Here is a 24,723-nt window from a genome sequence, read left to right as displayed (position 1 = left end):
ATTCTGAAATAAATTCAGAATGACGTTATGATTCTTTTTAGACTACTTTTTTTAATATACAGCTAAACTACTTTTCAGAAGTCAAACTAACTTTTGCTGTTTTTAATCCTCTACCACTAACGGTTAACTCAATATTTCCAGCTTCTTTTTCAGACTGAACCAACACCACTAATTTTCCACTAAATAATTTCATGGTTGGTAAATGGAATTGCTCTAAAGAAGTTGCATCTCCATTACAAGCTGCTCTGTAGGTCCCTTTTCCTTTTACTTTAAATTTTAATTGATTAGTTGCTGTTGGACAAACAACTCCATTTTTATCAACCACAGAAACTGTAACAAAAGACAAGTCTTTTCCATTGGCTTTAATGGTTTTTCTATCAGGATTCAAAACTAATTTATATGGTTTTCCTGCAGTTTTAATTTCCTTTTCAGCAACAGGTTTTCCTTCTTTATCAAACGCAACAACCTTTACTGTTCCAGGCTCATATTTAACATCCATCCACATTAAACGATATCTATTTTGTGGAGTTGAATGATTCTTTTTCTGAATTCCCATACTTTTTCCATTGATAAAAAGCTCAGCACTATCGTAATTTGTATATACAAAAACTGGTGTTACTTCTCCTTCTCTACCTTCCCAATTCCAATGAGGTAAAATATGTAATGTTTCAGCATCTTTATTCCAACGACTTCTATATAAGTAATATCTATCTTTTGGTAATCCTGCCAAATCATTAATTCCAAAATAAGAACTACGTGATGGCCAACTGGTATCATACGGAGTTGGTTCTCCTAAATAATCAAAACCAGTCCAAACAAACTCCCCAATCACCCAATCTTTATCATCTTGTAATACAAAATCTTCATCAGGAACATTAGACCAACTACAAGCTTCTAAATCATAAGATGAAGATTGAAAATCATCATACTGAACATTTTTTCCTTGCTTTACAGGAAACTTATAAATTCCTCTAGAACTAACAGTGGATGCTGTTTCTGATCCTAAAATAAATCCTTGTGGGAATCTCTTATTTGCTTCTTCATACAAATGTACTCTATAGTTCAATCCAGGTATATCTAATAATGCTCCAAACCCTGATTTCATTACAGAATTCACCTGATCCATTCCTACTGTTACAGGTCTTGTTGGGTCTTCTCTATGAAAAATTTCTTGTAACCATTTTGCACGTTTCACTCCTGCTTCTCCATGCTGATCTGGTACTTCATTTCCTGAACTCCACATGACAATACTTGGGTGATTTTTAGTAGCTGCAACCAAGTTTACAATATCTTTTTCTGCATATTCATCAAAAAATCGGTGATAACCATTTTTTACCTTTGCTTTAGCCCATTCATCAAAACTTTCTGCTAAAAATAAAAATCCCATTTCATCACACAACTCCAATTGTTCAAAAGACGGCATGTTGTGAGAACTACGAATGGCATTACAGCCCATTTCTTTTAAAATAGTTAACTGACGTCTTAACGCTGCTTTATTAATAGCTGTTCCAATAGGTCCTAAATCATGATGTAGACAAACTCCTTTAAACTTAGTCACTTTTCCGTTTAAACTAAATCCTTTATTGGCTTCGTATTTAATTTCTCTAATTCCAAAACGAGTAGTTATCTCATCTTTCAACTCATTATTTACATACAACTTGGTAACTGCTTTGTACAAATAAGGATGCTCTGGACTCCATAAATTTGGATTGTCAACTTTTATATTTTGATCAAATTCATTTCCAAACTCCAAGGTTGTTTTGTTTGATGAAATCTCTTTACCATCAGCATCTAAAATAGTTGTAACCAAAGCCCCGTTTGTAACAGATACTTTTGTTTTTATATTTACCTTAGCTTCTTCTTTGCTAACCTTTGGAGTGGTAATGTATGTTCCCCATTGGTTAATACTCTCTTTATTTTTGGTAATTAAACTTACTTTTCTATACAAACCTGCCCCAGGATACCAACGAGAGGCAAACTCTTTATTGGTTAATTTTACGGCTAAAGTATTTTCTCCTTTTTTGATATGTTTAGAAATATCAAAATAAAAATAACTGTAACCATATGCCCATTCTCCTATTTTTTGTCCGTTTAAATAAACCTGAGGTTCACTCATAGCACCTTCAAACAACAAAATTACTTTTTGAGCTAATTCGGCTTCAGAAATAGTAAATTGATTTCTATACCAAGCAGTTCCTACGTGAGGTAAAGAACCTGTTCTTCCTGTTTTTTCAGTAGCATCTTTTTCATTATTTTGTGTAATCGCTACTGTTTGTTTATCTATCTCTTTATCAAAAGGTCCATAAATAGCCCAATCGTGAGGAACGGTTACTTGTTCCCATTTTGAATCGTTAAATTTTTCTTGCTGAGCATTTTTAACATCTCCTTTTTGAAACTTCCAATTAACATCTAATACTCTAACATTTCTTACTTGAGAAAAAGAAACCTGTGAGAGAACAAGTAATGTAAATAGTAAAAATTTAGACTTTGTCATTCTTAATTCTTCTTTATTATATTTAGTAATTATTTAGAACCGTTGTAAAACTGCATTCCTAAAGTTGCTTTGTTATTATTATCAAATAAAGTTGCATTGTCCCAATGAGAACCTGTGCCCCATTGCGTTTTACAATTTGTAGAAACCCATGCTGGTTCCCAATAAACAACTCCAGATCCTCCGGCTTTTACCACAACTTCTTTCAGTTTATTTAAATAATCTAATTGACCTTGTTGTGTTGCTGCATAGCCATTTATTAATGCATTAGCATCTAATATATTATTAGCGGCATCATTATTATTTAGGCTAAAAGGATATGCTGTTTCTACAATCATTAATTTTTTCTTATAAGTATCTATCAACGATTTTAAAGGTGTTTCCACATTGTCTAAAGTATATTCTGACCAAATTGGATAATATGACAAACCAATCCAATCATAATCAGTAATTCCGCTAGCTGTTGCTTCTTTAAACCACCACAAACCATTTTCAGGTTGGGCAATATGCAACATTATTTCAATCTTCGCATCCTGCACTGTCGAAACATCTCTTACAGCTTTTATTCCTTGATTAATTAAATAAGCATTACGATCCCAATCTATAGGCCAAACCAACTCATCTCCTTGCAAAATCATAGGATTGGTTTCATTACCAACCTGTACCATTTCTGGCAATAATTCTTCTGCAGCTAAATTATTTAAGGTTTCATAAGTATAATCATACAGTAACTTTCCTAAAGCTACTTTGTTATTCATTTGACTTTCCCAAGCAGCTGGAATTTTTTGTTTTTCAGGATCTGTCCAAGAATCTGAATAATGGAAATCTAACAACACATTCATTCCTAACTCTTTGGCTCTAGATATTGTTTTTTTTACATCTTCATAATTAGAATAATTAGTCCAAGTAGGATTGTGCCACAAACGAACACGTACCAAATTGGTTCCAGCATTGCTAAAAATTTTAAAAGGGTCTTGAGTAATTCCTTTATCATTTTTATAAACAGCACCACAATCTTCCATTTCATTTACATACGATAAATCTGCTCCGTAATAAAAAGCAACTTCATCGGTACCTGGAGTAATTACTTCTTTATCTTGTTCCTCTTCTGCAATAGAAGTTGAACTTTGACAAGAACCTAAATGGAAACAAGCTAAGATTAAAAAAGTACTAAAATAAAATTTCATAAATATTTTCATTTGGCTATTATTCTAAAGTAATGGTTTTATCAACAGCATTTACTGTTAACGTATAGGTTCCTGGAGTTCCAACAAAAACAAAGTTTCCATCTCCTTCACCTTCGTCTTCAAAAGCAGCATCAATGGTAAAGTTTTGATCTGCATAATAAGAATAGTTTAAACCTGAGTTCCAATCATCAAAAGCTGTAAAAAATCTAAATTTTTCATTAGCCAAAGCAATACTTGCAGACCAAACATCTGGAGTAGATTCAATAAACTCAACTGTATTTGCAGCATCAAAAGACCAACCTCCTGGAACAGCTCCACCAACTGTCCATAAAGAATTAGAAGGTGTTAACACAATTGTTTTATTAACATTGTCTATAGTTAATGTATAAATACCTGGAGTTCCTATAAACTTAAAGTTTGCATCATCTTGAGCATCTTCTAAATTGGCATCAATAGTATATCCTTCACCTTCGTAATAAGAATATTTTAAATCTGAAGCCCAGTCTCCTGATTCTTGAAAAAATCTAAAGTTTTCATTAATAAAAGATGCTTTTAATTGTAATACATCACCATCACACACCATTTCTCCTGCAGGAACAAAGTTCCATCCAATATTATCTAAACCTGCTCCAACAGCATAAAGAGAAGGACACCCTCCATCATTAGCAACTGTTTCTATCCATTCAATATTAATAGGCTGTACCTCAGACACCACTTCATTTGTTCCTGTTGACCCCATACTTGCTTTTACTTTAAGATACACCACTCCTGTATTATTTGGTGTTCCATCTGTATTGGTTGTTGTAGGATCATCATCTAAACCTAAATCTTTTGCAAATGACAACAATTGATCTACTGTAATTCCGTAATTGGTTTCACTAGTGGTTCCTATAATTTTATATGGATCGGCATCTACATCAATAGCTGCTAAAAGTTCGTATGAAATATTTGTTGAAACTCCAAAATCTGCTGCACTCCAAATAATTCTATCGGCAATATTTTCTTTGGTTGCGTTAGACAATAAATATTTTGCTGCAAACGAACTTGTAAAAGAAATTCCTTCTGTACTAGGTTGTGCTACAAAAATAGGTGAACTGTCGTCTGAGCAAGCGTTTAATCCTACTAATGAAATAAATGCTATAAATATGATGATTAATTTTTTCATTGTATATATTTTTAGTGTTTGTCTTTTTTATTTTAATATCCTGTGTTTTGTGTAAGATTTGGATTGGCAGCTACACTCGCCTTTGGTAATGGAAAAACCTTACGGAAATTACCTATGGCAATTCCACTTACCACACTTCCTTTCCAAGACCAGTTATAAGAACCTCCTGTATATTTTCCGAAACGGATTAAGTCTTGTCTTCTATGTGCTTCTCCATATAATTCAACCATACGTTCATTTAAAATCAAGTCTAAATCAACATCGTTTTCTGTAACCATAAATGGATTGTTAGCTCTTGATCTTAATAAATTGATATAATCTTTAGCGGTAGATAATGTTCCTCCTGAACCTCCTCTAACAACAGCCTCTGCATACATTAAATAAACATCAGCAAGTCTAAACATAGGAAAATCAGTATCTACTATTTCGGTAGCAGAACCATTAGCTCCTGTAGATGTTTTGTTAGACCATTTTGCGGTAACATATCCTGTTCCATAATCATCCATATCGGTCATTTCAATAGTTCTGTCGTCACTTAAAATGGTATTTCTATCATCGGTATCATAAGTACCATTTAACATGGTTTCAGAGAATTGTTTGGTTACTCTTAATCCACCAGCCCATCCTGCTACACCAAAATCAGCTCCGTTTTGTTCTATAGATCCAACTTGTGCATTGACCATGACCGTAGTAGGCCCATAATTTTGAGTCACAACTCCATCGGAAACAATAGGGAAAATAATTTCGTTTCTTGCAGAATTGCTATGGTTGTCTGCATTAAAATTATTAGCATATACAGGTGATAAAATATAACCTGATGCAATAATATTATTACAATAAGTTAAACATTCATCGTACTTATTTTCTCCAATAAACACCTCTGCATTTAAATAAATTTTAGCTAACAACATCCAAGCAGCAGCTTTGTCTACTCTTGCATATTCATTTTGTAAAGGATCTACTAATTCTGGTAAAATAGTATTGATTTCAGACTCCACAAAGGCAAACAATTCAGCACGATTGTATTGTGGAGATTGATACGCTCCTACAGGGTCATTTTCTGTTACAAAACCTGCTTTACCAAACAAATCCATTAAATGATAGTAAGCCAAAGCTCTCAAAAAACGAGCTTCTGCTCTAAATGTTTGTACTTCGGCACGAGTATTATCACTTACTCCTCTGCTGTTTAATTTGTCATTGGTAGTTTGTCTTAAATATTCATTAACAAAAGCTACTTGAGTCATACATCTTCCGTAAAACCCTCTAATAACAACATTGTCTGCTGTCCATGTATTTCTATTTAATCCTCTTAAACCACCATCATTTTCCCATGACCATTTTACCTCATCTGTGGTTAATTCTTGTAAATTCCAAAATGCTCTACCGTATTGACTTGTACCTGCATCTAAACCTGAAATATTTGAATCTCCTGGTCCATTTGCACCTGTTAAAGCCAAGTTTCCATATACTCCAGCCAAACCTTGCTTATAAGATTCTGGTGTAGCGTAAAAATCATCGACCAAAAAAGCATTAGGATCATTTACCTCAATATCTAAATCGTTTGTACAACCTACAAGAATTAATACAGTACCTAATATGTATATTACTTTATGTGTTAATTTATTTTTCATACTGTTATGTTTTAAAATCTAACGTTAGCTCCTATTAAAAATGTTCTTGGTCTAGGAGTTATTGAATTATCTATACCGTTTCCAAACACTTCAGGATCTACTCCTGAATATCCTGAAATAGTAAATACATTTTGTACACTGGCAGACAAACGAACCGAAGAACTTTGACTAAAAATTTTGTTAAACGTATATCCTAAACTCAAATTATCCATTTTTAAGAAAGAGGCATCTTCTATATAATAATCTGACAACAACACTGTTTCCGAAGATTGGAAGTTTGTATCTAATACTGATGTTGGTAAGTTTGATACTACCGAACTATTTCTTAATGCTCCGTATTGTGCTCTGGTTGCATTGGCTCCATTATAATTATAGTTTCCTAAACTTGCTCTTAAATTAAAAGACAAATCGATGTTTTTATAACTAAAATTAGAAGCAAACCCCATAGTTACTGTTGGCATACCATTGTGATGGATGTACAAATCTGATTCATTAATGATGTTATCCCCGTTTAAATCGGCATAAGCTCCTTCTATAGGGTTTCCACTCGTGTCATAAATTTGCTTGTATACGTAATATGAAAATGGTGTATATCCTACTCTATGCACCTGAACCGTAGCTCCATCACCTGCACCTGCTCCTGTATTTCCAACCAGTTGATCTTGATCTAAAGCCAAATTTTTAATTTCAGTTTTGATAAATGTGGTATTAAAGTTTGCATACCAATTAAAACCATCTCTATTCTTAAAAATATCTCCTCCTATAGAAAATTCAATTCCTTTTGATGTAAAATTTCCTATATTTTGAAATCCTGAATTACTAAAGTTAGAACCATCAGAAATAGCTGCATTGGCTAACAAATCTTTAGACTCCTTATAAAAACCTTCTATAGCTCCTGTAAACCTGTCGTTTAACAATCCATAATCAAAACCAGCATTATAGGTTGTAGTTTCTTCCCATTTTAGGTTTTCATTTCTAAAGTTTGGAATTCCAATAGAAGTTACATTGTTTCCAAATATATATTGAGAGGTTGATAATCCTTTGGTGTATTTAGATAAAAATAAATCTAAATTATCCTGTCCAATATCTTGTTGACCAGTAATACCCCAACCCAATCTTAATTTTAAAGTTGATAAAGTCTCTGCTTCTGGAAACAAATCTTCTTTAAGTTTCCATGCAAAAGCTGCTGCTGGAAAATTACCCCAACGGTTGTTTTTACTAAAACGTGAGGTTCCATCTCTACGATAAGAAAGTGTAAATAAATATTTATCATAAAAAGAAAGGTTTGTTCTTCCAAAAAAACCAATCAATACTAAATCTGGTGTAACACTTGTTACAGGCTCGCTATCTACTCCATCATCAAGCAATTCATTAGTTACATAACTTTCACTGGTGAATTTTTGATAAGAATATCCTGCTGTAGCCTCAAAATTAAATTCATCATATTCTTTTTTATAAGACAAGTAACCGTCTAATAAATGATTGCTTTTATCATTTGTATATTCTGAATATGAACCAACAATACGTCCGTCTGCTTGAAACAAAGGGTTTTGATCTGAAACTCTTGTGAATCCTTCGGCAGTACTTACATCTAATCCTAAATTTAAAACAGCTGAAAGTTCTGGAATGGCATGAAAATTATAGTCTAATTTAACATTACCATATAATCTTTTTACTTCACTTCTACTGTTTCTTTGTAACAATTCTGCTACAGGGTTTAACGGAGCTCTCTCTACCAAATCACTACTATTAATTACTCCATTATTATCATCATTATAATATTGGAAATAACCACCAAAGGGAGAGTTCTCATCATATACCGGTTGTGTAGGGTCAAAAGTTAATGCATTTCCTTGTTGACCAGAGGCGAACCTGTTTTTTTCTAAAGACACGTTTGCGTTTACACTAACTTTTAAATGTCTGTCAAAAAAATCTGGATTTACAGTTACAGACCCCGTGTTACGTTCGTAACCAGAAGTTAACATCAATCCGTTTTGTAAACTTCTACCTAAAGAAGCTCTAGTAGGGATTCTATCAAACAACATTCCGTTTACCGATAAGTTGGTGTTTGCAGAAACACTTGTTCTGTAAATTTCATCTTGCCAATCTGTATTTGCAGTTCCTAAAGAAGCTAACAAACTAGGATCTTGTTGAGCTACAATTTCTCTAAACTCATCGGCACTAAAAACATCAACCTTATTTGCTAATGTGTGCACACTCATGCTCATATCTAAATTGGCAGAAAAAGTTCTTGTTCCTTTTTTTAGAGTAATGATAATAACTCCGTTTGAAGCTCTTGATCCATAAATGGCTGTTGCAGAAGCATCTTTTAACACAGAAAACGAATCGATATCATTTGGGTTTATAGTGCTTAAAATAGACCTAGAACCTCCAATAGTATTGTTATCTATTGGCATACCGTTAATTACAATTAAAGGATCATTAGAAGCTCCCAAAGATGCTCCTCCACGAATTCTAATGGTTGAACCCGAACCAGGTTCTCCTCCTGTATTAATAGACAAACCTGCCACACGACCTGTTAGCATATTTTCTGGAGTTACAATATTTCCTTTGTTAAAATCTTTAGACGTTACTGCTGTTACAGAACCTGTAGCATCTTTTATAGTAGTACTACCGTATCCTATAATTACCACTTCATCTAAAGCTTGAGTATCTTTCTTTAGCTGAATACTTAAAACGTTATTTTGCACGACCGATTCTGTTACTTGATATCCTAAATAGGAAAACACCAATACATCGTTTTTATTAACTTTAATATTGTAGTTTCCATCAAAATCTGTAGTGGTTCCAGAGTTTGCGTTTTTAATCATAATGTTTACTCCTAATAATGGAGTACCATCAGTAGCATCTGTAACCGTTCCAGATACATTTAATTGTTGACTAAAAGATGTTATAGAAAAACATATCAAAAGCAACGTAAAAAGTAGCTGTTTTAAGTTGGCTGGATGCCTTTTTTCTCGAGAGAAATTCATCATAAATAGTTTTATTAAAAAGTTAAATGTAATTAAGACCTCTTTATCTCATCAAAACACAACGACAAAGACTTGGTGATAATTAACATGTGCAAGTACCTTATTTTATTGACTTTTTAGGTGGGTCAATTTCATTAAGTAAGGGTAAATTTTTCGTTATTCTCTAAAAAACACTCCTGATTTTATGGATGTTATATATTATACGATAAAAAAATTAGATTTTCACTAAAAATCAAGTGGTTTAAGATTTTAAAAACACTGAAGGGTTTTTATTAAATTTTTGCTTAAAGAGTTTACTAAAATATTTTCTATCTGAGTAGCCAACTTTGTAACAAGCATCGGAAACAGAATAACCTAAGTCTTTTATTAATTGTTTGGCTATGGACAATCTATAATCTCTAATAAATTCTACATAACTAAGTCCAGTTAATGCCTTAATTTTTTTGTACATCACGGAATGACTCATTCCTAATTCTTTAGCAATAACTTCTGCTTTTAAATTATTAGCTTCTAAATTGGGCTCTATACTCTTATATAATTTTTCTAAAAACAATTGATCTGGAGAACTAATGGCTAATTCTTTTGGATTTAAAAAGTTATCATTAATAAATTTTTCTCTTAATAGTTTTCTATTATTTAGTAGGTTAGAAATTCTTGTTTTTAGTAACTCTTCTTCATAAGGCTTTGCTATATATTCATCGGCACCAGTATCAAAACCTTCCATTCTATTTTTTACAGAAGTTCTTGCTGTTAATAAAATAATAGGAATATGACTTGTAAATGTGTTTAGTTTTAATTTTTTAACAAATTCAAGTCCATCCATTACAGGCATCATTACATCACTAATAATAATGTCTGGAAAATTTTTAGTGGCTATTTTTAACCCTTCTTCTCCATTAAACGCCTGTAAAATAGTATAATCTTTACTTAAAATTTCATGTAAAGAATCCTGAATTCCTTTATTGTCTTCTACAATTAAAATAACTTCTTTTGCTTGAGCTTTTTTTGATGTTTTTTTCTTTAATTCTTTAATTGCTTCTGTTTCTTGTGGTATAACAGTATTGTTTTCTTCTATCTGATTTTCATCAAAATGATGTTTGTCTTTTAAAATTTTTACTTCAAAAAAGCTTCCTTTATTTTTCTCGCTTTTAACATTGATGTTTCCTTTGTGTAAATCCACAATTTCTTTGGTAATAGATAATCCCAAACCAAAACCGAGTTTTTCATCGGTACTATTGTTATTTACTTGATAAAATCTATTAAAAATTTTAGACAAATGAGATTTGGTCATACCAATTCCCGAATCTTTTACTATTAAATAAACCTCGTTTTCGTTATTCTCAATACTCACACTAATAGTTCCACCGTTTTTAGTAAACTTAAAAGCATTGGTTAACAGATTATAGATTACTTTTTCAAACTGATTTTTATCAAACCACAAATCTACTTTGGGAATTTCTGAGTGAAATGTATAGGTAATGTTTCTGTCTGAAGCAATTTCTGAAAACGATAAAAAGATTTCTTTACAATAAGACACAAATTCTCCTTGACTAACTCTTAAATTAATTTCATTAGTCTCAAATTTTCTAATATCCAACAATTCATTTACCAACTGTAATAAAACATTACTGTTTTTTCTAATGGTATGTGCCGATTTTATTTGTTTGCTTTCTAATAACTCTCCTTTGTCAAATAACCTATTAATAGAGCTTAAAATTAAAGTTACTGGGGTTCTAATTTCATGAGATATGTTGGTAAAAAACTGTTGTTTTAAATTGTAAAGTTCTTTGTCTTTTTCGTGCGTTAATTTTTCAAATTCTAAGTTAGCTTTCATTCTTTCCCAAGCAATGGTGTACTTTCTAAACAAATAGAACAAAAACATAAATATGAGGGCATAGATTACAAAAGCCCACCATTTTAACCAAAAAGGTTTTAGAACAACAACATTTACTGAAGTATAATCATTCCCCCATTCGCTACCAACTTCTTTGCTTTTTACTTTAAAAACATAATCACCGGGAGATAAGTTGGTGTAAGTTACAGTTCTATCTTTTCCTATAAATCGCCAATCTATATCAAAATCTTCCATTTTTATAGCATATTCACAAGTATTGGAAAACGGAAATTTTAAAGCAGAAAATTCAAATGTTAATACGTTTTGATTATGTTTTAAGACGATTTCATCTTCAAAAACAATATTCTTTTTTAAAATTTGATTCTCCCCTATTTTAACCTCTTTATTAAACAACTTAAAGTTTGTTATTTTAACCTTTGGTTTTATAGATACTGTATTTACTTTTTGAGGATTTACTTTTAAAACACCATTCATCCCTCCAAAATATAGCATCCCCTCTTCATCTTTATAAACGGAATTTATATGATACTCTCCCGACAAACTAGAGAAGGAATTAAAACTGTTGGTTGTATAACTATAATTTAAAATACCTTCTCTTGTGCTAAACCAAATATTTTGATGATTATCTTCTATAATTCCGGTAATGGTTAAATATTTAATTTCATCAAAATGTTCAAAACGTTCTACTTTTTTGGTTTTTAAATTCATTCTATTAATTCCCTCACCAAAAGTTCCTATCCATAAATAACCTTTTGAATCTTTATAAATAGAAAAAATATTATTACTAGCAATAGTGGTACTGTCTTGTTCTTTATACGTGTAATATTTAAACTGCTTGGTAGTTTTATTAAAAACATTTAATCCACCACCAAAAGTAGCCATCCATATTTCCTGATTTTCTACTTCTAAATCGACTACATTATTATTATTTACACCTGTATTGTCCTTAGCATTTTCTTTATAACTAGTAAACTGCTTGGTTTTATTGTTAAAATAATTAACACCACCACCCCAAGTAGCAATCCATAAATTGTGTTTTTCATCTTCAACAATGTCTCTTACATCGTTAAAACTAATAGCGTTTTCATTGTTATATTGATGTTTGTATTGAATTGTTTTATTCTCCTGTTCATCAAATTTTATCAACCCATTAGAAAATGTACCCAACCAAATATCTCCGTTACTGGTTTCTACAATTTTTTGAATATACCTAGCCTTAATAGATTGATAATTATTTTTTTTATTAAAATACTTAACCTTTTTATGATGAAGATTATAAACAGTTAAACCCTCTCCATCTAATCCTAAGTAAAGTTTTTCATCATTTTTATAAAGCGATAAAACAGGAGATGGATTTGCTCCAACAATATCACTAAATAAAATTTCGTTGGTATTGTTTCTATCTAGAATACTAATACCATTCCATGCAGTACCAAACCAAATATTGGCCTGATCGTCTTCCATAATTTCGTAAATAGCATTTCCAGACAAAGATGATTCTAATTGAGAGTTGTATAAATAATTATGAACAATAGGCTCTTTTCCATTTGGATATTGAATTTCAAAAACTCCATTACCATCAGTTCCAATCCACAAATTGTCTTTACTATCTTTTTTAATAGAACGAACAATTTTAACATCCTGCTTAACGGATAAGTTTTCTTTAAAAAAATCTGAAAACTTTAAAGTTGCTAAATCTACTAACAACAAACCACTTCCATTAGTTCCTATTAAAATTTTATCTGGATTTAAAGCTGAAATGGTGTAAATAAAATCAGAAACTTGTGTTTTTTCGGGTAGAATTTGTTTAAACTTTTCTTCTGATATATCAAAAATAAAAAGACCATTCCCAAAAGTTCCTGTCCATATATTTCCATTTTTATCTTCATAAATAGAAGTAATACTATTGCTCTTTTTACTTTGATTGATATTTAATTGATTAGAGTAAGAAGTAAATGTCATAGAATCTGGTTCTAATTTACAAAGCCCTTTATCTGTACCTAACCATATATTTCCTTTAGAATCTTCTATTGCAGAACTTATTCTATTTGATAATAATTGATTGTTATTACTTACCTTATAAACTTCAATAGAATCTTTTTTAGCATTATAGTAATTTAAACCACCTCCCAAAGTGGTAATCCAAAGTCTATTTTTTTTATCAACCAATAAGTCTGATATATCATTAGAGTTTAGGTTGCTATTTATTTTATTGTAAACTTTAATATCTAATCCATCATACCTATTTAATCCATTTCTTGTTCCAATCCAAACAAAGCCGTCTTTACCCATATCCATACAAATAATTCCACCATTTGATAAACCGTTAGCTTGGTTTATTTTTTTAAACATTATTTGTGATTGGGAAAAACAAAATGTAATTCCTAAAAAAAATGAAATAATAAAGTTTACAAATACTTTCAAAGTAGTATGCATGTATATGTTAGTTAAACAACAAGATATTGTATTTTTTAAGCATAAAAAAACCTGTACTAATTAAAGAACAGGTTTTGTATGTGTTAAAAACAAATTTAGACTATGGTTACACTATTCTTATTAATGGTTACTGTTTTTGATAGTCTTTTTTGTTCTTCTCCTCCTGGAATAAAACAACAACCAGCTTTGTCTACCGTATATAAAATTTGTAAATGTATAATTTCTTCATTGTCTATTTCTTTTTGACTATAAATTGCTACATCTACATTGTCTATATTAGGCCAACCACCTTCGGTAACAAACTCACTCACCTTAATTTGATGAATGTTTTTTTGTACCAATTGTTTTATTTCTTGTTTGTTATGCATTAGTTTACAAAATGATATAAGAAAACAATATCAGCATCTAAAGCCGTTTTTCTTTCTCCTTCAATTTCAATATTAATAGAAAGTACAGCTTTAGAAATACCTCTTAAATTATCTATTGATTTTAATTTAGTTCTTAATCTAACTTTGGCATCAACAGGTACAGGTTTATTAAACTTTAATTTTTCTATTCCGTAATTTACCAACATTTTACTGTTGTTTACTTCAATAATTTGCTCCCATAAATATGGCATTAAAGACAAAGTTAAATATCCGTGAGCTATAGGAGTACCAAAAGGACCTTCTTTTGCTTTTTCTGCATCACAATGTATCCATTGATGGTCTAAAGTTGCATCTGCAAACTGATTAATTCTCTCTTGTGGAATTGCTAAATATTCTGAAATTCCAATTTCTTTCCCCTCATAAGCTTTAAAGTCCTCAAAGCTATTGATAATTACTTTTGCCATTAATTAAGTTTATTATAGTATGAAACTCAAATTTACGTATTTCTATGATTTAAACCTCTAATCCTCTAATAAATTATGAATCCAAGCGTATTGTAATAATATTAAGGTTTTAGCATCGTTAAATTCATTATTTTCAATGGCTTTTTTTACCTCTTTAAAACTCATTTCAAAAATTAAAATATCCTCTTGTTCTACATCTAAACCACCTCCTTTGGCTACTTTCATATCATCGCTATATTCAGCAACAAACATATGAGTAATTTCTGTTACAGCTCCAGGAGTCATAAAACAATGTCTTACTTTTTTAACTTTAGGAACTCTATACCCTGTTTCTTCTTCAATTTCTCTAATAATACAAGTTTCAGGATCATCTTTGTCTAACATTCCTGCAGGAACCTCTGTCATAACCCCAGTTTTTACACCATTTATATAAGCTGGCATTCTAAACTGTTTGGTTAATAAAACTTTCTTTGTTTTTGTATTGTACATAAAAACTGCAGCTCCATCTCCTTTGTCATAAACTTCTCTTACTTGGGTAAAAGTTTTTCCATCTGTAGCGGTATAATTATAGCTAAAGAGTTTTAATGGTTTCCAGCTATTAGATAAATTTTTTTCTTTAATATCTGATATTTTCATAAAATAACATTTATTGATTTCCTAATATAATAGGCATTCCGTCTTTAGAAGATCCTATTACAATTACTTTTGCGTTTGGTGAATTTGCTAATTCTAAAGTAGCCTGAATTCCTTTTTCTTTTAAAATTTTGTCTGATAAAGATGCATTTAAAATTTGATTTGCTCTTGCTTTTCCTTCGGCATCAATTCTCTGACGTTCTGCTTCCTTTTCAGCTTTCTGAATCGTAAATTCATATTCTAAAAACTCTTGCTCTTGTTTTAATTTTTTTTCAATGGCATTTTTTATAGTTGTTGGCAATGTAACATCTCTTACCAAAACTTCATTTAACTGTACAAATTGATCATCTAATATTTTCTTTGTTTCATCAAAAACTTCGTTCTGAATAACATCTCTCTTGCTTGAGTATATTTGTTCTGGAGTATATCTTCCTACTACAGAACGAGCTGCCGATCTTAAAGAAGGTAGAATAACCCTTGTTAAATATTCTTGTCCTTTTTGTTGATGTAAATGTCCTAATTTATCAGTTTGTGGCATATACCAAGCACTTACCTCTAATAAAATATCTAATCCGTTAGACGATAGCACTTTCATTTTCTCAAATAATTCTTGTTGACGAACTTCATAAACAAAAACTTTATTCCATGGAGCTATAATATGAAAACCTTCTCCTAAAGGTGGTTCATCGGTAACAACTCCCCCTCCAAAAGTTTTAAACAACACACCTGCTTTACCTGAGTCTATATTGATTGCTGATTTAGAAATAAATATAATTCCCACTACTATTATTCCAATAATAATTGGTAATGATTTTGGAATTTTCATGTTTTGATCTATCATGTTTTAGTTTTATTTAATTGAATTTAATAATGTTGAATTTACGTATTATTATACGCTATTGCTAATGATTTTCTATTTGATTCAACCTTATAAAACAAAAAAACTGCTTTAAAGATTTCTCTTTAAAGCAGTTTTAAATTTATGTTTAAAAGTAAATTATGCAGTAATCATACCACCATCTACATTTAAAGTTTGTCCTGTAATATAAGCAGACATATCAGAAGCTAAAAACACACATGCGTTTGCTATATCTTCTGGCTGTCCTCCTCTTTTTAAAGGAATTGCTTGTCTCCATCCATCCACAACAGTTTCATCTAATTTTGCTGTCATTTCAGTTTCAATAAACCCTGGAGCAATAGCATTACAACGAATATTTCTTGAACCTAACTCTAAAGCTACAGACTTAGTAAATCCTAACATTCCTGCTTTAGAAGCGGCATAATTTGTTTGTCCTGCATTCCCTTGAACTCCAACAACCGAACTCATATTAATAATAGAACCAGCTCTTTGCTTCATCATTGGACGAATTACAGCTTTTGTTAAGTTAAATACTGATTTTAAGTTGACTTCAATTACTTTATCAAAATCTTCTTCAGAAATACGCATTAACAAATTATCTTTTGTAATTCCAGCATTATTGATTAATACATCAATCGTTCCAAATTCTTTTAAAACATCTGCTGCCAATGCTTGTGCTGCATCAAATTCTGCAGCGTTAGATTGATAACCTTTGGCTTTAACACCAAAAGCAGCTAATTCAGTTTCTAAAGCGTTTGCTGCTTCAACAGATGAACTGTAAGTAAAAGCAATATTAGCTCCTTGCTTAGCAAATTCTAATGCAATTCCTTTACCAATTCCTCTTGTTGCCCCAGTAATGATGGCTGTTTTATCCTTTAATAATCCCATTCTATAACTTCAATTTTTATTTTGCTACTGCTGATAAAACTTCTGCAATTGCCTCTCCAATTTTTGCCGGAGATGCTACTACATGAATTCCATTTTCTGCTAATATTTCCATTTTAGCCTGTGCAGATTCTCCTTCACCACTAACAATAGCTCCAGCATGCCCCATAGTACGACCTGCAGGTGCAGTTTGTCCAGCAATAAAACCAACAACTGGTTTTCTATTACCATCAGCTTTGATCCATCTAGCAGCTTCAGCTTCTAATTGACCTCCAATTTCACCAATCATTACAATTGCTTCAGTTTCTGGGTCATTCATTAACATTTCTACAGCTTCTTTAGTTGTAGTTCCAATAATTGGATCTCCACCAATACCAATAGCTGTTGTAATTCCGTAACCTTGTTTTACAACTTGATCAGCAGCTTCGTATGTTAATGTACCTGATTTAGACACAATTCCTACATTTCCTTTTTTAAAGATAAATCCTGGCATAATACCAACTTTAGCTTCTCCTGGAGTAATTACCCCTGGACAGTTAGGACCAATTAAACGAGCCTCAGTAGTTTGTAAATAAGCTTTTACTTTAACCATATCACCAACAGGAATTCCTTCAGTAATACAAATAATTACTTTAATACCTGCCTCAGCAGCTTCCATAATTGCATCTGCAGCAAATGCTGGCGGTACAAATATAATAGTTGTATCAGCTCCTGCTTTTACTACTGCATCTTGTACAGTATTAAAAACTGGCTTTCCTAAGTGCTCTTGCCCTCCTTTTCCTGGAGTTACACCACCAACTATATTGGTTCCATATTCAATCATTTGAGTTGCATGAAAAGTACCTTCACTTCCTGTAAACCCTTGAACAATAATCTTTGAATCCTTATTTACTAAAACACTCATTTAATTTATTTTTTGTTAAAATTCATTGCAAACAAATATAAATATTTGTTTGCAATATCTCTCTTTTTAATTTTTATATCACAAAATTATAAAACCTGTAATAATTTTATAATAAAATACCCAAAATGAAAATTCACTTTGGGTATTTCATTGTTTATTTATTAGACAAACTTATTCTTTAATTCTTTCTTGATAAGTTCCTTTTGCTGTCTCAATCTTAATTTTATCTCCTTCATTAATAAACAAAGGTACATTTACAGAAGCTCCTGTTTCTACTGTAGCAGGCTTAGTTGCATTGGTAGCTGTATTTCCTTTTATTCCAGGTTCTGTGTAAGTAACTTCTAAAATTACAGATTGTGGCATATCTACAGACAATGGCATTTCATCCTCTGCTCTTACAATAATTGTAACCACCTCTCCTTCTTTTAACAAGTCTGGAGCATCTAAAGCTGTTCTTTCTAATGTGATTTGATTATAGTCATCTGTATTCATAAAGTTAAAAGTATCTCCCTCAGCGTATAAATACTGATATTTTCTAGTTTCTACTCTTACCTCTTCTATTTTGTGTCCAGCAGAAAAAGTATTATCAATTACTTTCCCTGTAGTTAAACTCTTTAATTTTGTTCTTACAAAAGCAGGTCCTTTCCCTGGTTTTACGTGTTGAAATTCGGTTATTTTATAAGTATCGCTGTTATATACAATACATAATCCGTTTCTAATATCTGATGTAGTTGCCATCTAAAAAAATTTATTCTTAATTACTAAAATATCCTTTCATGATTCCTCTTTGTGAGTTTTGGATGAATTTGATAATATCATCTCTTTCACTAGAGGCTTCCATTTCTGCTTCTATAATTCTTATTGCTTGAGTGTTATTATAAGTACTTTGGAACAAGATTCTGTATATGTTTTGAATTTCACGAATTTTTTCAACAGAAAACCCTCTTCTTCTCAATCCTACAGAATTAATACCTACATAAGACAATGGTTCTCTACCAGCTTTTACATAAGGAGGCACATCTTTTCTAACCAAAGATCCACCTGTTACAAATGCGTGATCACCAATAGAACAAAACTGATGTATAGCGGTCATTCCTGCTAAAATAACATTGTCTCCAATATTTGTGTGTCCAGCTAAAGTGCTTCCATTAGAAAAAATACAGTTGTTACCTACAATACAATCATGGGCTACGTGACAATAGGCCATGATTAAACAATTGTCTCCTATAACTGTTTTCATTCTATCCGAAGTACCACGGTTAATAGTTACACACTCACGTATGGTTACATTATTACCAATAACAGTTGTAGTTTCTTCACCATCATATTTTAAATCTTGAGGCACAGCAGAAATTACCGCTCCTGGAAAAATTCTACAATTTTCTCCAATAATAGCTCCTTCCATAATGGTTACATTAGAACCAATCCATGTACCTGAACCTATGGTTACATTATTATGAATGGTTGTAAATGGCTCAATAACAACATTACGTGCAATTTTTGCACCTGGATGAATATAAGCTAGTGGTTGATTCATATTTTATTTATTTTTTCTTAACTATTTGAGCCATTAATTCAGCCTCTACTACAATTTTCCCATTAGCATAACCAACAGATCTCATATGACATATTCCTCTACGAATAGGGGAAATTAATTCTGCTTTAAAAATAAGTGTGTCTCCTGGTAAAACCTTTTGCTTAAACTTAACATTGTCCATTTTCATAAAGTATGTTAAGTAGTTTTCTGGATCTGGAACCGTACTTAATACTAATATTCCACCACATTGTGCCATTGCTTCTACTTGTAACACTCCTGGCATTACTGGAGCATCTGGAAAGTGTCCTACAAAAAATGGTTCATTCATTGAAACATTTTTCATTCCAACCACATAATCATCCGTTAATTCTAAAATTCTATCAATTAACAAAAACGGTGGTCTGTGTGGCAATAATTTCATGATTTGATGAATATCCATTAATGGAGGTTGATTCAAATCATAAGTTGGTACACTTTTACGTTTTTCTTGTTTGATAATGTTTGCCAAACGCTTACCAAAAGAAGTATTTATTTTATGTCCAGGTTTATTTGCTATTACTTTTCCTCTAATACGAGTTCCAACCAAAGCCAAATCACCAATAACATCTAATAATTTATGTTTTGCAGCTTCATTAGCCCAATGTAATTCTAAATTATCTAAAATTCCATTTGGAGTTACTTTTATATCTTCTTTACCAAATGCTTTTTTTAATTTTTCTAAAGTTTCATTCGATATTTTTTTATCTACATAAACAATAGCATTGTTTAAATCACCTCCTTTAATTAAGTTGTGTTCTAACAATGTTTCCAACTCATGTAAAAAGCTAAAAGTACGAGCTGCTGATATTTCATCTTTAAAATCTGAAATATGATATAAAGTTGCATTTTGAGTTCCTAATATTTTAGTCCCAAAATCTACCATAGTAGTTACTTGATATTCATCTGCAGGCATTAAAATAATTTCACTACCTGTTGTTTCATCTTTATAAGATATAATATCTTTTACTATATATTCATCAACAGGTGCATTTTGTTCTACAATTCCTGCCGACTCTAAAGCCTCTATAAAATATTTAGAAGAACCATCCATAATAGGTGGTTCTGAAGCATTAATTTCTATAGATAAATTATCTATACCTAAACCTACAGCTGCTGCTAAAACATGTTCTGAGGTATTGATACTTACTCCTTTTTTTTCGAGATTGGTACCTCTTTCTGTTTCTGTAACAAACTCCACTTTGGCTTCAATGGTTGGATTTCCTTCTAAATCTACACGAACAAACGCATATCCATAATTTTCTGGAGCTGGCTTAAACACCATTGTAACTTCTTGTCCTGTATGCAAACCCACACCGGTTAAAGTAACTTCCTTTTGGATTGTTTTTTGTTTTAGCATTCCTTATAACTTTTAAAGCTTTTTTTACTTATTTCTTAATTCTTCTATAATCTCAGGCAATTTTTTAAACATCACATAGGACTTATTGTATTCATTATAGTCCATGGCTGGAATCCCTCTTAAAACCTGATTATCTTTTGTGCTTTTAGCAACTCCTGTTTTTCCAGAAATTTTCACATTATTTCCTACATTTATATGTCCTGAAACAGCAGCTTGTCCTCCAATCATACAATTCTCTCCTACTTTACTAGATCCTGCAATACCAGACTGTGAGGCCATTACTGTATTTTTTCCAATTTCTACATTGTGAGCAATTTGTACTAAATTATCTAGCTTAACACCTTTTCTTATGATAGTAGATCCCATAGTAGCTCTATCAATAGTTGTATTAGCTCCAATATCTACATTATCCTCAATAATAACATTTCCTATTTGAGGTATGGTTTTATATTCTCCTGTTTCTGTAGGAGCAAAACCAAATCCATCTGATCCAATAACTGCTCCTGCATGGATTTTACAATTGTTTCCTATTACACAATCTGCATATACCTTTACTCCTGCATATAAAGTTGTGTTGTCTTTAATTTCTACATTATCTCCAATGTAGCATTGTGGATAAATTTTTACATTATCTCCTATAACAACATTTTCTCCTACATATGCAAAAGCCCCTAAATAAATATCTCTTCCCAGTTTAGCAGAATCTGATATAAAGGTTTTCATATCAATTCCTGACTTTTGGTTTTTATACTCATTATAGAACTCCAATATTTGAGTAAATGCCTGATAAGCATCATCAACCTTAATTAAAGTTGCACTAATTTCATTTGTAGGCTCAAAAGTTTTATTAACAATTACAATAGATGCTTTTGTTGAATATATGTATGAGGTGTATTTAGGATTTGATAAAAAAGTCATAGACCCTTTTTCTCCTTCCTCTATTTTAGCTAATGTAGAAACTGCTACTGAAGGATCTCCAACAATATCACCTCCTAAAATTTCAGCTATTTGTGTTGCTTTAAATTCCATGAACGGCAAAAATATAAAATTAAATTCTATTTAGGCTAATTTGACTCCTTTTGGGTAACAAAGAAAGTGTTTCACTACTGGCTTTGTTAAAGCTTGTATGTTTAATTGATCTGATGCCTCTACAATATCTACAATATCTCCATTTTTGTAATACAAATATATTTTGCTTTTGGTATCGTTATATGCCTGATTAGAGATGGTATCCAACATAAAAAAGTATTTTAAATCTTCTTGAGACCAACCTGCTTGCTTCATTTTATCTTTTACCATTAAAATATAGTCTTCTTCATAAGGTTGATTACTTAATTGTACTTTTAGTAGTTTTCTATTAATGATCATTTCTGATAATTTAGATAATATTTTATCTTCATGACTAATCCAGTCTTTTATAGCAGATAAAATATCATAATCATCTAATCTAGAAAATGTTTTTAAGGTTTTTAGCGTAAACGTTTCTTCAACCTCTTTGTACAAAAAGTAATGTAATGCCTTACTACTTGGTAGCTCTACTCCTTGACTAGCCAAATATTTTGCTCTTGCCAATAAATTTACCAACATTTTTTCGGCAACAACTCCTGCTTTGTGCAAGTACACTTGCCAATACATCAACCTTCTTCCAACAATAAATTTTTCTACAGAATAAATTCCTTTTTCTTCAACTACCAATTGATCGTTGACTACGTTTAACATATCAATCAAACGTTCAGAACTAATATTCCCTTCTGCAACTCCCGTATAAAAACTATCTCTTTTTAAATAATCCATTCTATCAATATCTAATTGACTAGAAACCAATTGATTTAAAAATTTACGCACATATTTTCCTTCAAAAATTTCAATAGCCAAAGTAAGTTTTCCTTTAAACTCTTTGTTTAACTCTTTCATAAATAACAAAGAAATAGCTTCGTGACTTACTCCATCTACAATACTGTGTTCTAAAGCATGAGAATAAGGTCCGTGACCAATATCATGCAATAAAATAGCTATACAAACTCCATTTTTTTCTTCATCAGAAATTTCTACTCCTTTATTTTTTAAAACAGTAATGGCTTTTTGCATTAAATGCATACACCCTACAGCATGATGAAATCTAGTATGATGTGCTCCTGGGTATACCAAATTAGACATTCCCATTTGAGTAATTCTTCTTAAGCGTTGAAAATAAGGGTGTTCTATTAAATCAAAAATTAATTTATTAGGAATTGTAATAAACCCGTAGATTGGATCGTTTATAATTTTAACTTTATTGGTTGGGCTTTTCAATTTTTGTACTTTTAGAGTAGTGCAAATATAAAAATCTAAATCCTTTATATTTAGTAAATCACAGATTCTTACCACATGAATAACATACAAATTCTTTGGGTTGATGATGAAATCAACCTTTTAAAACCGCATATTCTCTTTTTAGAAAAAAAAAACTACAAAGTAACCCCTTGTAGCAACGGAGCCGATGCTATTGATTTGGTTAAAGAAAATAATTTTGATATTATTTTTTTAGATGAAAACATGCCTGGCTTAAGCGGGTTAGAAACATTGACAGAAATTAAAAATACCCAAAACAACATTCCTGTAGTAATGATTACTAAAAGTGAAGAGGAATATTTAATGGAAGAAGCTATAGGTTCTAAAATTGCAGATTATTTAATAAAACCAGTAAACCCAAATCAAATACTTTTAAGTTTAAAGAAAAACCTAGACCACTCTCGTTTAATTAGCGAAAGAACTACCATAAATTATCAACAAGAGTTTAGAAAAATTTCAATGGAATTAGCCTCGGTGAATTCACATTCTGAATGGGTTGAAGTTTACAAAAAACTTATTTATTGGGAACTTGAACTTGAAAACATAAGTGATGCGGGGTTATTAGGCATACTTGAAAGTCAAAAACAAGAAGCCAATCAAATATTTTTTAAATACATTAAGAATAATTATTCTGATTGGTTTTATGATGATGACAAACCCGTTTTATCACATCAACTTTTTAAAAATGTTATTCTGCCAGAAATAGAAAAAAATGAAAAAACAATGGTTATTGTGGTAGATAACCTTAGATATGACCAATATTTGGTTTTAGAAAAAACCATATTAAAACACTATAAAAAACAAGAAGAAATCCCTTATTACAGTATTTTACCAACGGCTACACATTACGCTCGTAATGCTATTTTTTCTGGTTTAACACCTTTAGAAATGTCTATAAAACACAAAGACATTTGGTTGTATGAAAATGACGAAGGCGGAAAAAACATGAATGAAGAAATATTTTTACAAAGGCAATTAAAAAGCTTAAAAAGAGAGATGCCCTTTTCTTATCATAAAATAAGTTCTCAAAAATCTGGAAAAGATTTAATTCAAAATTACAATCAATACAAAGACAATAAATTTAATGTTGTGGTTTTTAATTTTGTTGATATGTTGTCTCATGCCAAAACGGAGACTCAAGTCATTAAAGAATTGGCTTCCGATGACAAATCATACAGAGCTTTAACAGATACATGGTTTCAAAACTCTCCTATGTTAGAATTGATTCAAAAAACACAAAAGGACGATATACAATTAGTAATAACAACTGATCACGGAACGGTTAATTGTAGTAAACCTACACAAGTTATAGGTACAAAATCTATAGCTTCAAACCTTAGGTATAAAACAGGAAAAAGTATTACGTATCAAGAAAAAGATGTGTATGCAGAACACGATCCTAAAAGGATATTTTTACCCCAAGAAACAATGAATAGTTCTTTTGTTTTTGCAAAAGACAATTTGTTTTTTGTATATCCAAATAATCAAAATCATTATACAAAATATTATAAAGACACCTATCAACATGGAGGAATTTCTTTAGAAGAAATGATTATTCCATGTGTAATTTTAACCCCTAAAAAATAAT

Annotated in this window: 18 protein-coding genes; 1 reads left to right on the top strand and 17 read right to left on the bottom strand. The window is 31.1% G+C overall.

Annotation, left to right across the window (positions count from 1 at the left end; genetic code table 11):
- Positions 1-67: 67 nt before the first annotated feature.
- From galB to ACXGQT_RS14485, 17 genes are all read right to left on the bottom strand, one after another.
- The gene (gene galB / locus ACXGQT_RS14565) at positions 68-2,494 is read right to left on the bottom strand and encodes a beta-galactosidase GalB (RefSeq protein WP_457829299.1); all 2,427 of its coding nucleotides are present in this window, start codon (positions 2,492-2,494) and stop codon (positions 68-70) included.
- Between the two features lie 29 nt (positions 2,495-2,523).
- Positions 2,524-3,678, bottom strand: a complete 1,155-nt coding sequence (locus ACXGQT_RS14560; protein ID WP_457829298.1) for a glycoside hydrolase family 53 protein — start codon at positions 3,676-3,678, stop codon at positions 2,524-2,526.
- 19 nt (positions 3,679-3,697) lie between these two features.
- Positions 3,698-4,843, bottom strand: a complete 1,146-nt coding sequence (locus ACXGQT_RS14555; RefSeq protein WP_457829297.1) for a SusE domain-containing protein — start codon at positions 4,841-4,843, stop codon at positions 3,698-3,700.
- Between the two features lie 32 nt (positions 4,844-4,875).
- Positions 4,876-6,474 carry a RagB/SusD family nutrient uptake outer membrane protein gene (locus ACXGQT_RS14550; RefSeq protein ID WP_457829296.1) on the bottom strand — a complete coding sequence of 533 codons (1,599 nt, stop codon included), beginning with the start codon at positions 6,472-6,474 and terminating at the stop codon, positions 4,876-4,878.
- A gap of 11 nt (positions 6,475-6,485) precedes the next feature.
- A complete protein-coding gene (locus tag ACXGQT_RS14545) occupies positions 6,486-9,470 on the bottom strand; it encodes a SusC/RagA family TonB-linked outer membrane protein (protein WP_457829295.1) in 2,985 nt (994 codons plus the stop codon).
- A 238-nt stretch (positions 9,471-9,708) separates the two neighbouring features.
- The gene (locus ACXGQT_RS14540) at positions 9,709-13,674 is read right to left on the bottom strand and encodes a hybrid sensor histidine kinase/response regulator transcription factor (protein WP_457829294.1); all 3,966 of its coding nucleotides are present in this window, start codon (positions 13,672-13,674) and stop codon (positions 9,709-9,711) included.
- Between the two features lie 179 nt (positions 13,675-13,853).
- On the bottom strand, positions 13,854-14,126 hold the full coding sequence (locus ACXGQT_RS14535; protein WP_073119921.1) for a hypothetical protein: 273 nt from the start codon (positions 14,124-14,126) through the stop codon (positions 13,854-13,856).
- A complete protein-coding gene (locus ACXGQT_RS14530; protein ID WP_073119918.1) occupies positions 14,126-14,590 on the bottom strand; it encodes a MaoC family dehydratase in 465 nt (154 codons plus the stop codon). The genes ACXGQT_RS14535 and ACXGQT_RS14530 overlap by 1 nt, the downstream gene beginning before the upstream one ends.
- Before the next feature lie 57 nt (positions 14,591-14,647).
- Entirely contained in the window at positions 14,648-15,226 is a 579-nt protein-coding gene (locus tag ACXGQT_RS14525) for an NUDIX domain-containing protein (protein ID WP_457829293.1), read from the bottom strand.
- A gap of 10 nt (positions 15,227-15,236) precedes the next feature.
- Complete coding sequence (locus tag ACXGQT_RS14520; RefSeq protein WP_457829292.1) at positions 15,237-16,064, bottom strand: prohibitin family protein; 828 nt, start codon at positions 16,062-16,064, stop codon at positions 15,237-15,239.
- A 156-nt stretch (positions 16,065-16,220) separates the two neighbouring features.
- On the bottom strand, positions 16,221-16,970 hold the full coding sequence (gene fabG / locus ACXGQT_RS14515; protein WP_457829291.1) for a 3-oxoacyl-[acyl-carrier-protein] reductase: 750 nt from the start codon (positions 16,968-16,970) through the stop codon (positions 16,221-16,223).
- A 16-nt stretch (positions 16,971-16,986) separates the two neighbouring features.
- Complete coding sequence (gene sucD, locus ACXGQT_RS14510; protein WP_457829290.1) at positions 16,987-17,871, bottom strand: succinate--CoA ligase subunit alpha; 885 nt, start codon at positions 17,869-17,871, stop codon at positions 16,987-16,989.
- A gap of 171 nt (positions 17,872-18,042) precedes the next feature.
- Positions 18,043-18,609, bottom strand: a complete 567-nt coding sequence (gene efp / locus ACXGQT_RS14505) for an elongation factor P (RefSeq protein ID WP_457829289.1) — start codon at positions 18,607-18,609, stop codon at positions 18,043-18,045.
- A gap of 16 nt (positions 18,610-18,625) precedes the next feature.
- On the bottom strand, positions 18,626-19,408 hold the full coding sequence (gene lpxA, locus ACXGQT_RS14500; RefSeq protein WP_457829288.1) for an acyl-ACP--UDP-N-acetylglucosamine O-acyltransferase: 783 nt from the start codon (positions 19,406-19,408) through the stop codon (positions 18,626-18,628).
- Positions 19,409-19,415: 7 nt separating this feature from the next.
- Positions 19,416-20,804 (bottom strand): bifunctional UDP-3-O-[3-hydroxymyristoyl] N-acetylglucosamine deacetylase/3-hydroxyacyl-ACP dehydratase, encoded by a 1,389-nt coding sequence (locus ACXGQT_RS14495; RefSeq protein WP_457829287.1) that lies wholly within the window; start codon positions 20,802-20,804, stop codon positions 19,416-19,418.
- Between the two features lie 24 nt (positions 20,805-20,828).
- On the bottom strand, positions 20,829-21,833 hold the full coding sequence (lpxD, locus tag ACXGQT_RS14490; RefSeq protein ID WP_457829286.1) for a UDP-3-O-(3-hydroxymyristoyl)glucosamine N-acyltransferase: 1,005 nt from the start codon (positions 21,831-21,833) through the stop codon (positions 20,829-20,831).
- Positions 21,834-21,863: 30 nt separating this feature from the next.
- Complete coding sequence (locus ACXGQT_RS14485) at positions 21,864-23,096, bottom strand: HD domain-containing protein (RefSeq protein ID WP_457829285.1); 1,233 nt, start codon at positions 23,094-23,096, stop codon at positions 21,864-21,866.
- Positions 23,097-23,171: 75 nt separating this feature from the next.
- Here ACXGQT_RS14485 and porX point away from each other — a divergent pair, with 75 nt between their 5' ends.
- Positions 23,172-24,722 (top strand): T9SS response regulator signal transducer PorX, encoded by a 1,551-nt coding sequence (gene porX / locus ACXGQT_RS14480; RefSeq protein ID WP_457829284.1) that lies wholly within the window; start codon positions 23,172-23,174, stop codon positions 24,720-24,722.
- Position 24,723 lies beyond the last annotated feature (1 nt).

This window comes from Wenyingzhuangia sp. IMCC45467 (assembly GCF_054111205.1).
Note: the sequence above shows the minus strand (reverse complement) of the source record. Positions and strands in the feature narration are given on the sequence as shown.

Excerpts from the sequence above, each read along its gene's own strand:
- ACXGQT_RS14555 (WP_457829297.1), bottom strand. The coding sequence starts at position 4,843 with ATGAAAAAATTAATCATCATATTTATAGCATTTATTTCATTAGTAGGA.
- ACXGQT_RS14545 (WP_457829295.1), bottom strand. The coding sequence starts at position 9,470 with ATGATGAATTTCTCTCGAGAAAAAAGGCATCCAGCCAACTTAAAACAG.
- ACXGQT_RS14530 (WP_073119918.1), bottom strand. The coding sequence starts at position 14,590 with ATGGCAAAAGTAATTATCAATAGCTTTGAGGACTTTAAAGCTTATGAG.
- ACXGQT_RS14560 (WP_457829298.1), bottom strand. The coding sequence starts at position 3,678 with ATGAAATTTTATTTTAGTACTTTTTTAATCTTAGCTTGTTTCCATTTA.
- ACXGQT_RS14495 (WP_457829287.1), bottom strand. The coding sequence starts at position 20,804 with ATGCTAAAACAAAAAACAATCCAAAAGGAAGTTACTTTAACCGGTGTG.
- galB (WP_457829299.1), bottom strand. The coding sequence starts at position 2,494 with ATGACAAAGTCTAAATTTTTACTATTTACATTACTTGTTCTCTCACAG.
- sucD (WP_457829290.1), bottom strand. The coding sequence starts at position 17,871 with ATGAGTGTTTTAGTAAATAAGGATTCAAAGATTATTGTTCAAGGGTTT.
- lpxA (WP_457829288.1), bottom strand. The coding sequence starts at position 19,408 with ATGAATCAACCACTAGCTTATATTCATCCAGGTGCAAAAATTGCACGT.
- ACXGQT_RS14525 (WP_457829293.1), bottom strand. The coding sequence starts at position 15,226 with ATGAAAATATCAGATATTAAAGAAAAAAATTTATCTAATAGCTGGAAA.
- ACXGQT_RS14540 (WP_457829294.1), bottom strand. The coding sequence starts at position 13,674 with ATGTTTAAAAAAATAAACCAAGCTAACGGTTTATCAAATGGTGGAATT.
- ACXGQT_RS14535 (WP_073119921.1), bottom strand. The coding sequence starts at position 14,126 with ATGCATAACAAACAAGAAATAAAACAATTGGTACAAAAAAACATTCAT.
- fabG (WP_457829291.1), bottom strand. The coding sequence starts at position 16,970 with ATGGGATTATTAAAGGATAAAACAGCCATCATTACTGGGGCAACAAGA.
- ACXGQT_RS14520 (WP_457829292.1), bottom strand. The coding sequence starts at position 16,064 with ATGATAGATCAAAACATGAAAATTCCAAAATCATTACCAATTATTATT.
- porX (WP_457829284.1), top strand. The coding sequence starts at position 23,172 with ATGAATAACATACAAATTCTTTGGGTTGATGATGAAATCAACCTTTTA.
- ACXGQT_RS14550 (WP_457829296.1), bottom strand. The coding sequence starts at position 6,474 with ATGAAAAATAAATTAACACATAAAGTAATATACATATTAGGTACTGTA.
- lpxD (WP_457829286.1), bottom strand. The coding sequence starts at position 21,833 with ATGGAATTTAAAGCAACACAAATAGCTGAAATTTTAGGAGGTGATATT.
- efp (WP_457829289.1), bottom strand. The coding sequence starts at position 18,609 with ATGGCAACTACATCAGATATTAGAAACGGATTATGTATTGTATATAAC.